Source organism: Micromonospora sp. WMMD723 (genome assembly GCF_049863385.1).
Classification (GTDB): Bacteria; Actinomycetota; Actinomycetes; order Mycobacteriales; family Micromonosporaceae; genus Micromonospora; species Micromonospora wenchangensis.
The window spans coordinates 2,000,471-2,016,709 of record NZ_JBMKNR010000001.1; the positions used below are offsets into that span (position 1 = coordinate 2,000,471).

Annotated in this window: 10 protein-coding genes and 1 pseudogene; 4 read left to right on the forward strand and 7 right to left on the reverse strand. The window is 68.4% G+C overall.

The genetic code is table 11. From position 1 onward, the window contains the following. Nucleotides 1-8: 8 nt before the first annotated feature. On the reverse strand, nucleotides 9-545 hold the full coding sequence (locus tag ACN261_RS09015) for a single-stranded DNA-binding protein (RefSeq protein ID WP_204958344.1): 537 nt from the start codon (nucleotides 543-545) through the stop codon (nucleotides 9-11). A 77-nt stretch (nucleotides 546-622) separates the two neighbouring features. Next, nucleotides 623-913 (reverse strand): 30S ribosomal protein S6, encoded by a 291-nt coding sequence (rpsF, locus tag ACN261_RS09020; protein ID WP_088643630.1) that lies wholly within the window; start codon nucleotides 911-913, stop codon nucleotides 623-625. Nucleotides 914-1,431: 518 nt separating this feature from the next. On the opposite strand from rpsF, the gene ACN261_RS09025 reads away from it, so the two are divergent. Together ACN261_RS09025 and ACN261_RS09030 are read left to right on the forward strand one after the other, a co-directional pair. Continuing rightward, complete coding sequence (locus ACN261_RS09025) at nucleotides 1,432-2,214, forward strand: deoxyribonuclease IV (RefSeq protein WP_204925495.1); 783 nt, start codon at nucleotides 1,432-1,434, stop codon at nucleotides 2,212-2,214. A gap of 153 nt (nucleotides 2,215-2,367) precedes the next feature. Beyond that, nucleotides 2,368-4,566: a hypothetical protein gene (locus ACN261_RS09030; RefSeq protein ID WP_425853578.1), complete on the forward strand. Its 2,199-nt coding sequence runs from the start codon at nucleotides 2,368-2,370 to the stop codon at nucleotides 4,564-4,566. 29 nt (nucleotides 4,567-4,595) lie between these two features. Here the strand turns inward: ACN261_RS09030 and ACN261_RS09035 are convergent, their stop codons facing one another. Both ACN261_RS09035 and ACN261_RS09040 read right to left on the reverse strand, forming a co-directional pair. Further along, a complete protein-coding gene (locus ACN261_RS09035) occupies nucleotides 4,596-5,078 on the reverse strand; it encodes a hypothetical protein (RefSeq protein WP_421484790.1) in 483 nt (160 codons plus the stop codon). Continuing rightward, complete coding sequence (locus ACN261_RS09040; RefSeq protein WP_425849487.1) at nucleotides 5,075-8,983, reverse strand: hypothetical protein; 3,909 nt, start codon at nucleotides 8,981-8,983, stop codon at nucleotides 5,075-5,077. Before ACN261_RS09040 ends, ACN261_RS09035 begins: the two co-directional genes overlap by 4 nt. Nucleotides 8,984-9,588: 605 nt before the next feature. Here ACN261_RS09040 and ACN261_RS09045 point away from each other — a divergent pair. Both ACN261_RS09045 and ACN261_RS09050 read left to right on the forward strand, forming a co-directional pair. Next, on the forward strand, nucleotides 9,589-10,440 hold the full coding sequence (locus ACN261_RS09045; RefSeq protein ID WP_425849489.1) for an AfsR/SARP family transcriptional regulator: 852 nt from the start codon (nucleotides 9,589-9,591) through the stop codon (nucleotides 10,438-10,440). Between the two features lie 144 nt (nucleotides 10,441-10,584). Continuing rightward, a complete protein-coding gene (locus tag ACN261_RS09050) occupies nucleotides 10,585-11,085 on the forward strand; it encodes a hypothetical protein (protein WP_425853674.1) in 501 nt (166 codons plus the stop codon). Between the two features lie 190 nt (nucleotides 11,086-11,275). Here the strand turns inward: ACN261_RS09050 and ACN261_RS09055 are convergent. The 3 genes and pseudogenes from ACN261_RS09055 to ACN261_RS09065 all read right to left on the reverse strand — a co-directional run. Continuing rightward, a pseudogene (locus tag ACN261_RS09055) lies at nucleotides 11,276-11,372 on the reverse strand (IS5/IS1182 family transposase); the annotation flags it as partial. A gap of 179 nt (nucleotides 11,373-11,551) precedes the next feature. After that, on the reverse strand, nucleotides 11,552-13,078 hold the full coding sequence (locus ACN261_RS09060) for a glycosyltransferase family 87 protein (protein ID WP_421484793.1): 1,527 nt from the start codon (nucleotides 13,076-13,078) through the stop codon (nucleotides 11,552-11,554). A gap of 166 nt (nucleotides 13,079-13,244) precedes the next feature. Next, a complete protein-coding gene (locus ACN261_RS09065) occupies nucleotides 13,245-16,202 on the reverse strand; it encodes a transglycosylase domain-containing protein (protein WP_421484794.1) in 2,958 nt (985 codons plus the stop codon). Between the last annotated feature and the right edge of the window lie 37 nt (nucleotides 16,203-16,239).

The window sequence follows — 16,239 nt, forward strand, 5'->3', positions numbered from 1 at the left end:
CGGCGCCATTAGAACGGAGGCTCCTCGTCGAAGTTGCCGCCCGAACCACCGCGGGAGGAGGGGGCCGGAGCAGCAGAGGCCCAGGGGTCGTCGAAGTTGCCTCCGCCGCCGCCCTGGTTGCCACCGCCACCGGAGCCGAAGCCACCACCGCCGCCACCGGAGCGCGACATCTTCTGCACCTTCGCCGTGGCGTAGCGCAGCGACGGGCCGATCTCGTCGACCTCGAGCTCGATGACGGTGCGCTTCTCGCCCTCGCGGGTCTCGTACGACCGCTGACGCAGCCGACCCGAGACGATCACGCGGGCGCCCCGCTGGAGCGACTCGGCGACGTGCTCCGCCGCCTGCCGCCACACGGTGCAGGCCAGGAAGAGCGGCTCGCCGTCCTTCCATTCGTTGGTGGTCCTGTCCATGAACCGGGGCGTCGAAGCGACCCGGAACTTGGCGACCGCCGCACCGGACGGGGTGAACCGCAGCTCGGGGTCATCGGTCAGATTGCCGATGACCGTGATGGTGGTGTCTCCTGCCATGACCAACTCCTCGCGCACTCAGCGTTCTGCCGTACAGGCTCTCAGAGCCCTCCGACATCACGATGAGGTTGATCCGGGCGAACCGGGTTGGATGCTTAGCGCATTTCCGGTCGGATGACCTTGGTGCGCAGCACGGACTCGTTCAGCCGCAGCTGGCGGTCGAGTTCGGCCACCGCCTCCGGCGTCGCCTGAAGGTCGACGACGGCGTAGATGCCCTCGGCCTTCTTGTTGATCTCGTACGCGAGGCGCCGGCGGCCCCACACGTCGGTCTTCTCCACCGAGCCACCCGCGGTCCGGATCACGTTCAGGTACGTGTCGAGCGACGGGGCGACGGTGCGCTCCTCGAGACTGGGATCGAGGATCACCATGACTTCGTAGTGACGCAAGACGTGCTCACCTCCTGTGGGCTAGGCGGCCACGGTCCTTCCGTGGCAGGAGGTCGTGCGTCGTGCCCGCCCCGCGCCGGGGGAACCCGGCCGGACGCGGACAACCGGACCAGGATACCCGGTCCCGACGATCACCCCCGGGCAGGTCGACCCGGCAGGTCGGCGGTGGGGACGACGACGGCGACAGGGGCCCGCCGCGACACCCGAAGGCCGACGGCGGACCCCTGTCCACGGGGCCGCGGGGCGTCCCGTCCGCATTCCTTGGGTGGGACCTGGGGAGGAACGACCACACCGATGAGGTTGGATCGAGGACACCCCGCGGAGCTTCATCCTGTTGTTATCTGACGATACAACGGCAATCGTCACGTGATAGCCGAATTGAAACTATTCGTCCGGCTGTTCCACTCCCCTCAACGATCGCCGACCCCGACCGGTGACGCCGCACGCGGGCTGACAGGCGCGACTTGCCCACGACCGTCACCTCTCGCACGTCGGGGGTGGGACGTAGGCTCGCCTGCATGCGTATCGGAGCCCACGTCGACCAGGCCGACCCGTTGGCGGAGGCGGCCACCCGCGCCGCCGAGGCGGTGCAGTTCTTCCTCTCCGACCCGCAGGGCTGGAAGGCCCCGAAACCCCGGGAGGACGCCGACCGGCTACGCGCCGCCGAGGTCGACGTCTACGTCCACGCCCCGTACGTCATCAACGTGGCCACCCTCAACAACCGGATCCGCATCCCCAGCCGCAAGCTCCTGCTGGGCCACGCCACCGCGGCGGCGCAGCTCGACGCCCGGGGGCTGATCGTGCACGGCGGCCACGTCAACGCCGGTGACGACCTCGCGGTCGGCTTCGACAACTGGCGCAAGACCTTCGCGTACGCGGCCGACTCCGGCGGGTTCCCCGTCCCGGTCCTGATCGAGAACACCGCCGGTGGCGACAACGCATGTGCCCGGCGGCTCGACGCGCTGGCCCGGCTCTGGGACGCCCTCGGCGACTACGAGGTGGGCTTCTGCCTCGACACCTGCCACGCGTACGCCGGTGGCGAGGAACTGCTCGACCTGGTCGACCGGGTCAAGGCGATCACCGGCCGGATCGACCTGGTGCACGCGAACAACTCCAAGGGCGGGTTCAACTCCGGGCAGGACCGGCACGACAACCTCGACGGCGGCACCATCGACCCGGAGCTGCTGGTGGCGGTGATCCGGGCGGCCGACGCCCCGGTCATCGTGGAGACCCCCGGCGGGGCGACCGGTCAGGGCGCGGACATCGCCTTCCTCCGCGAACAGCTCGGCACGGGGGCCTGAACGCCGATGACCACCAACGCGACGGGCGGCAGCCCACCCCCACGGCAGACCGGCAGTACGGACCCGACCCCCGGGGGCGGGACGGGGTCGCCGCAGGACCGGCCGGCACCCGACGCGCACGACAGCCCAGAGCCGGGCAGGACCGACCCGCCCCTGACCACCGGAACCGACCCGAAGCCCGGTGGAGCCGGCGCGGGACCGGCCGGATCGAGCGCGACGCCCGACGGTCCCGACCCGGAGCCCGCCGGATCGGACGCGGAGCCCGGCGGAGCCGACCCGAAGAGCGACGGGGCCGACCCGAAGACCGGCGAGGGCGGTCCGGTGGCCGACGAGGGCCGGGCCGGGGGCGGTAAGGGCGGGGCCGCGCCCGGGCCGGCCGCGACGGAGGTCCAGCCGACCGGCACGACGGCGGAAAAGGCCGGGGCGGCTGCGGCAGCGCACGGCCAGGCCGGCACACCCGGCCGGACCGGCACGCGCCGGACCTGGAAGGACACGTTCCGCAGAAGCAGGACCGGGCAGGACGGGGCCGACAAGGGCCGGGGCGACGGGCCCGCCGGGGACGCAGAGAAGAAGCCGGCCGCCGAGGCCGATCCGTGGACCTCGTTCGCGCCCGCGCCGGAGCCGGAGCCCGGCCGCACCGGACGGGCCGTCCGCGCCACCGGCCGGTTCCTGGTGCACGAGTGGACGCTCGCCGTCCTCGCCTCGCTGGCCCTCGCCGTGGGGATGACCTGGCCGACCCTGCGCTACCCGCTCTACACGCTCCCGCAGGACTACTGGGACCCGAGCCTCCAGGCGTGGCAGATGGCCTGGTCCGGGCACGCCCTGCTGACGAATCCGGGGCAGTTGTTCCAGTCCAACACGTTCTTCCCGGAACCGTGGAGCTTCGCCTTCTCCGACATGCTGCTCGGGTACGCCCCGGCCGGCCTGCTCGGCACCGGCCCGGACGCCGCCGTGCTCCGCTACAACATCATGTTCGTGCTGGCCCACGCGATGGCCACCTTCGGGGCGTACGTGCTGGCCCGGCAGTTGGGCGCGGGCCGGATCGGCTCGGCGGTCGCCGGGGTCAGCTACACGTACGCGCCGTGGCTGCTCGCCCAGGCGGGGCACCTGCACATCGTCTCCAACGGCGGTATCCCGCTGGCGTTGGCCATGCTGGCCCGGGGCCACGGCTGGTCACTGCGGCACGGCTACCGCCCCGAAGCCCGCCGGGTCGGCTGGGCGTACGCCGGGTGGGTGGTGGCCGCCTGGCAGCTCAGCCTCGGCTTCGGCATCGGCCTGGTCTTCGCGTACGTCCTCGCACTGACCCTGCTGGTCTCGGCGGCGGTGTGGTTCTGGCGGCGGCGACGCGTGCGGCGGCCCTTCGGTCGCCGGCTGTTCGTCGCCGACCTGGTCGGCGGGCTGCTCTTCGCCGCCGTCGGCGCGCTGCTGGCGGTGCCGTACTTCAAGGTCGCCGAGCTGCACCCGAACGCCGAACGCACGCTCGGCGACATCGGCGTCTACTCGCCACCGGCCAGTGGTTTCTTCACCGCGCCCGCCGAGTCGTGGATCTGGGGCGGGCTGCACGAGGGGGCGCGGGCGGCGTTGCCCTGGCACCCGGAGATGACGCTCCTGCCGGGTTTCGTGCTGTACGCGCTGGCGGCCGGTGGGCTCTTCTTCTCGGTGTGGCGGCTGCGGCACCGGCTGCTGATGCTGGCCGGGGTGATCGTCACCATGGTGCTCGCGATGGGGACCCGGTTCTTCGACGGCACCTTCACCTACGCCCCGCTGTTCGAGCACCTGCCCGGGTTCAACGGGCTGCGTACGCCGGGACGGATGATGCTCTGGACGACGCTCCTGCTCGGCCTGCTCGCGGCCGGCGCGGTGAGCGCCTTCGCCCGGCGGGTACGCGAGATCAGCGCCGACCGGGTGCCCTCCCGGCCGTCGCCGTGGCTGCGGGCGGTCGCCCTGCTACCACTGCTGCTGGTGCTGGTGGAGGGGCTGAACGACACCCCGCACCCGGTCGTGCCGGAGCAGCCGGTGGCGATGCGCACGGTGGAGGGTCCGCTGCTGGTGCTGCCCAGCGGCCAGAACCAGGACCAGCCGGTGATGCTCTGGTCGACCACCCGCTTCCAACAGGTGGTCAACGGGGGCAGCGGCTTCACCCCGAAGCAACTCGACGACGTGCGCCGGGTGTCGGCGGCCTTCCCCGACCAGACCAGCGTCGACTACCTGCGCACCCTCGGCGTCCGCAACGTCGTGGTGCTACGGGACCAGATCGTCGGCACGCCGTGGGAGGTGACGGTGGACTCGCCGGTCGAGCAGTTGGGCATCACCCGTCAGCAGGTCGGCAACGCCGTGGTGTTCCGTCTCTGAGCACCTGCTCCCGTCGGCCCGCCTGCCTTCTAGTCAGCCAGCTTCACGATCCGGCGGTCCGACCCGTCGGGGATCCCGGGGCAGCCGGTGTCGGTCATCGTCACCTGCGGGTCCTTCTCGGCGACGCCGGTCAGCCGCACACAGAGCCGGACGTGAACCTCGGCGGCGACGAATCCACCGCCGTTGGCGGTTCCGTCGTAGAAGACGTCCACTTCCAGCCGCTCATCCGGGGAGGACCGGCTGGCAAAGACCGTGCCGAACCGTTCTGCGCTGCCCACCGACCCGGTCAGAGCGGCCAGCTGGCCTGCCGGGTCACGCTCGGCGGTGTGCGGGTCGGCGAGGACTGCGACGGCGGTACGCCGGGCCAGTTCGGCGCGGGACCGCACCGAGTCGGTCGCCGTGTCGATCGCCCGCGCCTCGGAGTCGAAACCACAGCTGGTGAGACAGAGCAGTGCGGTGCCGGCGAGGAGGAGCAGCCTCCCCGCCGACACCGCCCGGAGAGCTTTGATCACAGGCCCATGAAATCGACGACGACGTGATTCATCACCGAAGCATAGCGGTTGGAGCCACCCAGGTTGGGGTGGAATGATTGCTGCGAAATGCCGTACTTGTTCCAGCTTTCCGGATACTCGTCCGGCAATTCCCCGTCTTCGCCCGGAGTCAGGGCGTAAACCACCCTGTGGATTTCCTCCGTCGGGGCACAAACACCATGGCCGGAGAACGCGAAGGTGGGATCACCGAAATAGGTGGGGATGCCCTCGGAGCTGGCTTCAGTAGTGGCCTGACCCATCACCGACGCCAGCAGCATTCCCGTGTTGTTCAACCACTTCCGCTCCCCGTCGCTGATCTCAGGCAAGCAGAGTGGCCCGGTGTCCTCGAACAGCTTCGGATAGCCCATCAGCATGATCTGCGCACCTGGTGCCTTCTTGTGGATCTCCCGCAGTACTGTTTTGATGGACTGCTTCACCGGCCCCTCGATGTCTTCCTTGACCTGCGCAGCAAGCGGCTTGGTGTCACCGGGATAGGTGTCGGTGTCGCAGTTGAAGCTGTTCAGGAAGCAGAATTGGAGCACGTTGGCGAAGCGGGCGTCATTGCCGCCGATCGACAGTGTCACCAACGTGGTGTTCTCGTCCAGGAAGCCTCGGTCGAGCTGCGACATCTCACCCGAATGGTACTCGGCCGCCTCACCCCACGCATTCGTCGGCAACGGCTGCCCGGCTGGGACGGTGTAGCCGGGAAGCAACTGCTCCGTCTGAGCACCGGAACAGGCGAGGAACTGATAATCCAGGTTCGGATCCCAACTGTCCGAACGACTGCCGATGCTCGACGTACTGTCGGAGAATTTCGCCAAGCGGGACCAGGCAGACCGGGATCGATGGCAGACGTCCTGATAGCGAACCTCGTCGTTGACGATCTGCTTGTAGTCGGTCTCCCGGTAATAGTCGGACCCGTTCGAGCTCGAGACCCCCTCACCAGAGGAGTACGAATCACCCAGAGAAACGACCTGGTGGCGGGGCTTGGCCGTCAACTTCTGGATCGCGATGGCATCCCACGCCACGTCTTCGTCCCCGGTGCCGTCATACGCGTCGTTGGTCAGCCGCACCTTCGGAGTTCCGGTGAACTTGAAAACCCCGAGCGACACCCATTGATTGCTCTGCACCCGTTGCAGGACGACCCGCTTCTTACCGGCCCCGAATCCCTGCCCGAGGTCGATCTCGTAGGCGGCTTGCCGGGTGTGCGCGCCGTGATCCGGAATATGCACCATCACCCGCGCCCAACCGGTGACTGCCTGGTTGAGGGTCCAGGTGCCGGCAACCTTCATCTTGCCGCCCAGATCACCTGGAGCCCAGGTATGGGCGAACCAGAAGTGTCCACCGAAGCCCCCACCGATCTGATGGAAGTCGACCTTGGAGGGCAGATTGCCCACCGAGTCGGTGGCGAAGCTCAGTCCAAAGGTGCCGGAATTGGTCCAGCTGTTCGTACAGCCCGTACGGACGGGTGGGGTACCCCCGGGCACATCGTCGATCACCAGGCTGCCCGCCGGCAGTCCGGTCAGATCACACTTCGGCAGATAGGTCGACGCGTCGTCCTGGTACGCGTAGCCCGGATCGAAGCGCAGCACCTCATTACCGAGCTGGCTGCTCCCCTTCCAGCTGACTGATTTGTGGAACCAGCACACCAGGTCGTACTTGCCTGCCGCGTTCTGATGTGCACACGGCCCCGCCGGCTCACCCACCACGTCCGGATCGTCCGGGGTGTGCAACTCCCCAGGATGACAGTCGTTGGACGCGTCACAGAACAGGTTGACCGGCGGCTTGACCTTCTCCCGGTCCTCGACGGTGCCCCACCAGGCAGCCCGAAAGCCGGCCACGAAGGTGTCCGGCCCCTCCAGCAGGTTCGGCGGATGCCCGGCGAAGCCCAGCACCTTCTCCTGATAGGGCCAGAACTGTGGCTTGGCCGCGTCGGCATAGCTGTCCTCGAGGAACGGTCGGCGGTCCGGCCGGTACCGCGGGTTCGCCGGGTTGTTGCCCCAGCCGAGGCCCCATGGTTCGCCGGTGCCGAGGTTGGGATGCAGCCCCGAGTTGTACGCCCAGAGGGCGTAGAACCAGTTCTCCAAGCCGGCAGGGTTCCCGTCGTTGATGATCAACGAGGCGCTCCGGGTCTGGTTCCACTTGTCCTGAAGCACCCGCAGGCCCGCCGCTACATTCGCGGCAAAGTCGAGCGCCACCGCCCGCTGGGAGTCGTACGGCAGCAGCACCTCGCCGGGTTTGGCGTGGCCGGCCAGGCGCATGCCGTCGGTAAGCTGGGTGACGCCGTAGCCACAGTCCGCCTTGTCCCAGTGCACGTCCCAGTCGTCGGCGGTCTGGGCATTGTAGATTTCCAGCCCGTAGTAGTTGCCGATCAGCGGATTACCGGTGACCCCGGGCAGGGCGTTTCGCGAGGCCTGCCACATGTTCGACTCCTGAGCGGCGATGCCGAGCATCACCTGGGCCGGAACCCGCCCGCCGCCGAGCAGGGCGTGCGGGGGGAAGAGGCCCTGCGGGGTGTATGCGGGCATCCCGAGGTTCTTCCAGTTGGCCGGCCGCTGCACGTACAGCGAATTGGTGATTGCCTGGTCGATCGCCCATTCAACCTGACGCGGCTTGGGCTGCAATACCTGGTTACGCGGATCGTTGCGGGGTACCGAACACCACCGCTCCGCCTCCGTGGGGTTGGTGGTCGAGCCGGTCGGCGTTGCAGCCGTCCCCGAGGCCCGCGATTCCGTCCCGGTCCTTCCCGCCCGGGAGGGGACGCCTGCCGGAACGGATCTCGCATCGACCTGGAACGCAAGTACCTGACCGGTATCGGGAACCTGCGCCTGGATCGACACCCGCCCCATGATGACCGGCCCGGTCGACACCGCCTCGGCGGGCGTCTGGTCCATGCGTCGCACCCGGGTCACCGCGAGTTGCCCCTGCGAGGACACCTCGGCTGACGGGGGCACCTCGAGCCGACGCACGCCGACCGGCAATGCCTGCACCTCGGTGGCCCGGCCGGTGATGAAGCTCCGGCCGGCCGCGCCCGCACCGATCGAAAGCTCGCCGAAGCCGCCCGTCGCCAGCGTCCGTGCTGTCGCTCCCGGCGTCAGTTCGATTCGGCGGACGCGGGTCTGATCACCGGAGCGGTCCTGGAACAGGACGTCGCCCCCCTGGTCGGTGGTGAGCCGGAACGGGGTGCCGCCCGTGCGGGCCAATGAGGTCAGTCGCCCCCCTTGCTCCACCCGCACCAGTCGGGAGCCACCGGCGGCCACGATCCCCCTGCGAGTGGGTATCGCAGAGGTGAGCTCGGTGTCGACAACCCTCGACGCGGAGAGCCTGCCACTGGCGGCGTCGACCGTCGTCAGCCGGGTCCGCGGCTTGTCGGTCAGCTTCTCTTCGCGTTCGCCACCGAGCTGGGTGAGCACTGCGGACTCCCCGACCCCGCATCCCGGATTGAAGTACGCCAACGACGACCGGATCGGCAGCTTGGTGACGACGCCGGACGACAGATCGACGACAGCGGTGAAGCCGCCCCGGTCGAAAAGATCCGCCCGATTGGTGAAGGTCCGTGGCCCGTACACCACCACCAGTCGACGGCCGGACGCGGTCAGACAGGCATTGCCGATCCACTGATCGGCCTCGACGCCGGGCTCCACGAGATCGGCCACGCCACGCCAGGTGTAGCCGCTACGTGCTGTGGCGGTGAGCAGGTGAAACCCATCCGCGTCGCCGATGGTCGTCCATGCCAGGTCGGACGACCTCGACCAGTTCTTGGGGAGAACCTGGTCACGGCGGGCGGGTGGAACGGTGGAGGATTCGACCGTCTGCGCCGCCCGGGGCGACGGGGACGGTTCGGGGGTGGCCGCCGCGACCGCCGGGGCCCCGGGGGTTACCGACATGACGATGGCGGCAACTACTGCGAGTGGGACACGTCTTCGGATCATGGTCTTCCTGCCTGTCGTCCTGAACAGCGGAGTGAGCGCATGATGACAAGCGACGTCACCGCCACGTCATCGCCGCGATCACCGGCCGTCACCGTCCGGGATGAACCCATGTCAAATGCCTGAGCACGGGTGAGGCGGCGATGACATGCCCGTGCCTCGCTGTGGTGCCGGCGGGTGTGGAGAGCCGTGTCTCCGCAGCTCGCCCCGATCCATGGCGCTCTCCGTGAGCACCTGTTGTCGGGGGGACCTGCGTCCACACACGTCGGGGGCGGCCGTCGACCAACCGACGCCGCATTTTCCTCGGCAGATTCGTAGGCGCACATCCCAGCGCACCACTGCCTGATCATCACTTGGCCCGCATCGATCCCCACTGGAGATCACCCACCCTCAGGAGGCGCACCGACCTGCGTCGATGACAAGTTGGACAGCGCTGACTGATCGGCAGAGATATCGACAAGGTGAAGAACATCTCGACTACATGGCATCAAATAGATGCTCAGTGATGCCGACCAGGGTATGGTTCGGCAGGGATTCGCTTCGCAACTACCACGGGGGTAGTCTTGTATTTCAGTTTCCTGGGTCCACTGACAGTGACGTCGAATCGCTCCCGGGTTTATTTGTCTGGTGATCGCGGTCGCAGGCTGCTTGCCGCACTCGTCGTCAATGCAAATTGCCCAGTTTCTACCGAAAAGCTCATCGACATCGTCTGGGACGACCAACCGCCGATCACCGCCCGTCGACAACTCCAGAACCGCCTGGGGCGCCTCCGAGCCTTTCTGCCCACTGACAACTCGACTCCCAAGATCGTTCGCCAGGGCAGCAACTACATCTTGGAGGTCCCAGAAGACCATGTCGATGGCCTGCACTTCCGCCGCCTTTGCGCGGAGGCCGAATCAGCCCGGCAGAACACTCGCAACGACCTCGCCGTCACCCTGCTTCGGCGTGGCCTGAGCCTGTGGCGAGGTGATGCCCTGCAGGACGTCAGTTCTTCAGCACTACAGGCCGACGCGATCCGCTGGCAGGAACACCGGCTGCGCGCCATCGAGCACCTGGTCGAGTTGGAGTTCACCCGTGGTAACCGGGTAAATCTCATACACGAGCTGCAATACTGGGTGACAGTTCATCCTTACCATGAAGCCCTGCACTGCCGACTTGCGGAGGCCCTGCACGAAGCCTCCCGCACCGCCGAATCTCTCGCTGTTTTGCGGTCCTTGAGAGGGCGCCTGGGCAAAGATCTCGGGATTACAGCAGGCGTCGCCGTCACTGAAGTGGAAAGACGGATCCATGTCGACGGCCAGACAGCTTCTGAGTATGCGGGAATCCACTTGGATCAGCGCGCAACCGAGGCGCTGCATCGAGCCCTCAGTGAAACCTCCAACGCGCTCAAACTGCTCACCATGGCCCTATCCTGACCACGCCCATCAAGGATTTCGCCGGCAAGGTCCATGCTGGTTTGCATGCCACCAACACACGGGGGTGAATTCAGCGTTCATGCTCATGCCGCATTGCCGAAAAATGTCAGGGCATTTTCCAGCCAAACCAGTTAAGGGGTTGAGATGAAGAGATCTATCCTTACGCCCGCCATCATCGCGGCGCTCCTCGTCGCCGTTACCGCCACCCCCGCCACAGCTACCACAGGCGTGCCGGTCGGTGTCGAGACAAGGATGGCGGCCACTTCTCAGGCCCACGGGAAGGACATCACCCTAACCGGACCGCCAGCGCCTCGTGGCGCTCACATTTCGGCGACCCCGACGATCTCGCCATCGGTGAAGACGACGACCGTGCCGGCCGGCGGAACCTACTCGTGCCCCTCCGGGACCTTCTGTGCCGCAGTCTGGAACGGGACCGCCTGGAAGATCTTTCTTCTGTACTCCTGCCACATCTACGACTTGTACAACTGGACAGGCACGGGCTACTGGGTCAACAACCAGAGCCCCGGGGCTCCTTCCCCGTATCTTCTTGACAGTCAGGGCATCCCGTCTTCAGTCCTTGCGAGAAGTCCTTCCTATGACACTGCCGACTGGGACCCCGTTTACTCCATCTCGAACTGTTACTGACCTCGGTTCTCGACAAGGTTGCTGGAGGCAGAAAGACGCTCCCTGAGCAATCCCTCGTCGCGACAGGAAAGCCGACGCTGGCCGAACTACGTGCCTCGCGGGCCCAGACCCGCGAGGCACGCCTATACCCGGCGCTCCGCGAAGGCGGGTACTCTGCCGCAGCCGTTGATGGCCGGCAGGTCGGTCGGAGCCGTTTGCGTGGTCGGCCAGGTCCGTGACCGTTGACGAATCGTGTCGAGCAGTGCCAGCAGTTGGGGGTTGTCACCGGCCTGGCCGGGCGTGAGCGATCGACGAGTCGATGCTGATCGCCACTGCATCTCGTCGTGGACCTGTGCTGCGGCGAGGATCCGGGCCCATATCCGGCGCGATCACCGCCCAGGCCTGATCGGTCAGGTCACCACGAGCGCACCACCAGGACATCCTCAACGCCCACCACTACAGGATCGGCAGACACGCCCCTACCCCGTCAGGGCCCCTCGGCGGGAGAGACCTGTTGAAGATTGCTGGTGGACACTATGGGCACGTCGCGGCGGCGGAGTTTGGACAGCCAGGGGGCGTCGGGGGCGCCGTCGAGGACGCCGCCGTCCGGGTCGTCGAGGTAGGTCTGGCGGACCGCGTCGCGCTCCGGGTGCAGGATGTCCTTGACGATCAGGACGCAGAGCACCACCACCGTGCCGAGCCGCAGCGACGAGGCCAGCACGAAGACCCCCTCGGGGAAGACCGGGCGGCTGGTGGCCGAGCCGAGCAGTTCGCCGTAGAAGGCGACGAAGTAGCAGACCTCGGCGAACTGCCAGGCGAGGAAGGCCCCCCAGCGGGGACGGGCGAGCACCGCCAGCGGCAGCAACCACAGCACGAACTGCTGCGACCAGACCTTGCTGAAGATCAGGAAGGCGGCCACCACCAGGAACGCGAGCTGGGCCAGCCGGGGCCGTCGGGGTGCCCGCAGCGCCAGTACGGCCACGCCGATGCAGGCCAGCCCGAACAGGGCGTACGACAGGTTGTTGAGGGTCGGGATGTTGGCGTTCAGCCACTGGAACGGGCCCTGGTCGCCGGGGGCGCCGGTGTTCACCTTGCCGTCGAGGTACCGCCCGATGTACCAGAGCGTGCCCCAGTCGATGGGACGGGTGGTGTTCAGCTCGAAGAACCGTCCCCAGTTGTCGGGGTAGCGGATCGCCGCCGGCAGGTTCACCGCGACCAGCGCGACCAGGCCGGTGGCGACGGCGGTGAGCGCGGCCCGTAGCCGACCGGCGCGCAGACCGAGGATCAGGATCGGGCCGAGCAGGAACAGCGGCCACATCTTCGCCGCGCCGCCGAGGCCGAGCAGGATGCCGGCCAGGACGGGTTGTCGTTTCGCCCAGGCGGCCAGCCCGAAGGCGGCCAGCCCGATAGCGAGGAAGTCCCAGTTGACGGTGGCGGTGAGGAACAGCGCCGGGGCCAGGGCGAACAGGGCTCCGTCCCACGGTCGTCGGCGGCGCAGGGCGAGGATCACCCCGACGGTGGCGACGGCGAGCGCGCCGAGGGTCAACGCGTTGGCGTTGTAGAACCAGCGCCCCTGGTTGATCGTCGGGTCGTCGACGCCGAGCGAATGCACCGGAAGGCCGAGCGCGCCCATCATGTAGCCGGTGAGCACCGGGTACTCCACCGGGTGGTCCCGGTAGGGAACCTTGCCCTCGTGCAGGCCCTCGGCGTAGTAGAGGGCCAGCACGTCGGTGTAGCACATCCGGGTGTACTGGATGTTGTTCTGCCAGGCGCCGTTCTGGCAGGGTGCCTTCTGCACCCAGTGCAGCGCCAGGGTCAGGCAGGCCAGGGCCAGCACGATCCGGGCGGCCGTCCAGAACCGGCTCTCCCGGCCGGCGGGCCGGTCGACGGCGACGGCGTGGTCGCCGAGCGGTCCGCCGATCGCCTCGGAGACGCCTCGGACGAAGCCGTCCGATCGGGACGGGTGGTCGCTGCTCCCGGCGTCGTCGATGCCGGCCGTCGGCTGGGTGCTCATGAGAATGCATCCTGCCCTATGAATGGCTCCCGGACGAGCAGCATGTTGCGGTGCGGACTCCGTTCGCCCGACGCGGAGCACCCCACCCGCGACATGCCGCTGCCGGCGACCGCAGGTCTGCGGATCGCCAGCAGCGGCATTGACGCTCGTCGGTACGGGTTTCGGCTCAGTCCCGGGCGCGTGGGGTCGGCAGCAGGCCGCCGCCGTTCCCGCCGTTCTGGCCGGGGAGGTTCTGGTTGGGCGGGGTCAGCGGATCGCCGCCCTGGTTCCCTCCCGGATTCCCTCCCTGATTGCCGCCCTGGTTTCCACCTTGGTTCCCACCCTGATTGTTGCCACCCTGGTTACCGCCCTGGTTGTTGCCGCCCTGGTTCCCGCCGCCGAGGAGGCACTGCAGGTCGGTCGGGGCGCAGTTCTGGCCGTTCGGGTTCGGCGGCGGCGGCGGGGGCGGCGGCGGGGTGCCGTTGCCGGACTCCGGGTCGCCGACCTTCGCCGCCGGCGGGAAGTCCAGCTTCTCCTCGCCCTTGAGCGCGCCGTTCATGACCCGTTCCCAGATCTCGCCGGGCATGGAGGAACCGGTCATGTTGGCGCCGTTGTTCAGCTTGATCGCTTCCCGCTTGCCCTTGTTGCCCACCCAGACGGCGGTGGCGAGCTGCGGGGTGTACCCGACGGTCCAGGCGTCACCGTTCTGGTTCGTGCCCTCCTTGAGCTCCCAGGTGCCCGTCTTGGCGGTCGCCTTCCGGCCGTCGGCCAGGGTGTGGTTGATCCGGCCCGGGTATGCCTCCAACACGTCGGTCACGTCGGCGACCACGTCCGGGTTGATCCGCTTCTGCGGCTTGAGCTGCTCGCCGCCCAGCTTCTCCCACTTGCCGGTCTCCTTGTTCTGCTTCTCGGCGGAGATCAGGAAGTGGGCCTTGTTGTAGATGCCCTTGTTGGCGAAGGTGGCGAGGCCGTTGGCGTGGTCGAGCACGGTGATCGGGTACTGGCCGTAGGCGACCACGTGGTAGAAGGGGTCAGGCGCCAGGTCGGAAGCCTTCTCCTTGGTCAGGTCGTGCCCCTTGGGCGGGCTCACGTTCGTCTGCCACATCATGCTGACGCCGGCCTTGGCCGCCATGTCGACGATCTTGTCGGGCCCGATGTCCAGGCTGACGTGGTAGAACGGCACGTTCAACGACTGCAGCGTGGACTCCCGCAACGTGCAGGAGTCCCCGCACTTGGGGTTGTCGTTGCCGGCGTTGCTGACCCGGAACTTGTCGCCCTCCGGGGTGAACGCCCGGCCCTTCCAGCGCGACTCGACGGACTTGCCGGCCTCCAGCGCCGCCGCCAGCGTGTAGATCTTGAAGCTGGAGCCGGGCGAGTGCCCACCGGTGACGTTGCCGTTGGTGTCGGTGTTGGTGCCGGCGTAGTCGGTGCCGGTGCCGTCGTCCCCGCCGTAGTAGCCGAGCACCCGACCGTTGCGCGGGTCGATGGAGACCACGGCGGCCATCAGGTTCTTGCGGGCCCCGTCCAGCTCCGAGCCCTTGGTGCTGCGCTGGGCGGCACCGGTGACGGCCTTCTGCACCTTGTTGTCGATGGTGGTCCTGATCCGGTAACCACCCTCGCGGAGCATCGCCGAACAGCGCGGCTTACGCTCGGTCACTTCCGCGTCGTTGTCGGTGCAGAGCTTCTTCTCCCGCATCTCCGCCGACACGTAGTTGATGACGTTACCGATCGGGGTGTTGACCCCGAACTTGACGCCCGACCGGGACTCCTTGGGGGTCTGCAACGTCTTCGTCGGGTACTCCGTCGGATGCGCCGGCCGGCCGGGGGCGTCGACCCAGCGCATCTCGATCATGTTCTTGATGACGTAGTCCCAGCGGCTCTTGGCGTCGGTCGGGTTGATCGACGGGTCGAAGCCCTTGTGCGTGCTACTCGGCTCCGGCTGCTTGATCAACGCGGCCAGCACGGCGGCCTCGGCCACGTCGACCTTCGACACCGGCTTGCCGAAGTACGCCCACGCCGCCGCCTCGATGCCGTACGCGTTGCGACCGAAGTAGATGGTGTTGAGGTAGTGCTCCATGATCTGTTCCTTGGTGAACTGATCGTTGAGCTTGGAGGCGACGATCGCCTCCTTCACCTTCCGCGCGTACGAGTCGTCCTGGAGGTTCTCGTAGGCGTTACGGGCGTACTGCTGGGTGATCGTCGAGGCGCCCTGCTTGTCGCCGTTGGAGAGGTTGTTCCAGGCGGCACGGGCGATGCCCTTGTAGTCGACACCGGCGTGCTCGTAGAAGTTCTTGTCCTCCGCCGCCGCCACCGCGTCCCGCATGTGCTGCGGGATCTGGTTGATCGAGACGAAGGTGCGGTTCTGCTCGCCCACCTTGGCGATGACCGTCTTGTTGTCGCTCGCGTAGATGGTGGTGGCGAGCGGCAGCTTGATCTGGTTCGGCAGCACCACGGTGGTGGAGTAGTAGGTGAACCCGACCACCCCGAGCCCGGCGAGCATGATGAAGACCGCGAAGCTGGCGATCAGCAGGTTGATCCGCTTGCGCCGCTTCGCCCGCGCCATCGCGTCCGGGTCACCAGGACCACGCCCGCGCCCGCCGCCCGCACCGCCGTAGCCACGACCCGGCCCGTTCGGCCCGTTCGGGCCACCCGGCCCGCCGCCGGCCTGCGGGACGCCGGCCCGCGCCACGGAGGCCCGCCCGGCGGAGCCGACCGAGGCCGCGCCGACGCTGGCCCGCCCCGCGGAGGCCGTCCCCACCGAGGCCCGGCCGGAAGGCCCGCCCGCCGGGGAGACCGGCACCGACGCCCGGCCCGGGCCACCCCACCCCGGCGAAGCCGGGGAGACCGGCACGGACGCCCGACCCGGCCCGGCCGGCGAGACCGGCACCGAGGCCCGGCCCGGGACGGCCCGGCCGACGGAGGCCGATCCGGCGGCACCACCTGTCGCGCGCGGCGGGGGGACCGCCGCCGAGGCCCGCCCGGTGGGCGCGGCACCGCCGACCGAGGCCCGGCCCGCCGGGGCCGCGCCCCGGGCGTCACCGCCCCGCCGGGGGTACCCGTCGTCCGCCCCCGGTCCGGGGCCGCCGTTCGAACCCGGAACCTGGGCCCGCGCACGCGGGGAACTGGGATCGCCGTACGAGTTCATTCCTCACACCCTGCCGGTCGCGGTGGGACGCGGGGGC

Bases quoted from the DNA above. Each gene is read 5' to 3' on its own strand.
- ACN261_RS09025 (WP_204925495.1), top strand. From the start codon at position 1,432: ATGCGTATCGGAGCCCACGTCGACCAGGCCGACCCGTTGGCGGAGGCG.
- ACN261_RS09040 (WP_425849487.1), bottom strand. From the start codon at position 8,983: ATGTCGGTAACCCCCGGGGCCCCGGCGGTCGCGGCGGCCACCCCCGAA.
- ACN261_RS09050 (WP_425853674.1), top strand. From the start codon at position 10,585: ATGAAGAGATCTATCCTTACGCCCGCCATCATCGCGGCGCTCCTCGTC.
- ACN261_RS09060 (WP_421484793.1), bottom strand. From the start codon at position 13,078: ATGAGCACCCAGCCGACGGCCGGCATCGACGACGCCGGGAGCAGCGAC.
- ACN261_RS09065 (WP_421484794.1), bottom strand. From the start codon at position 16,202: ATGAACTCGTACGGCGATCCCAGTTCCCCGCGTGCGCGGGCCCAGGTT.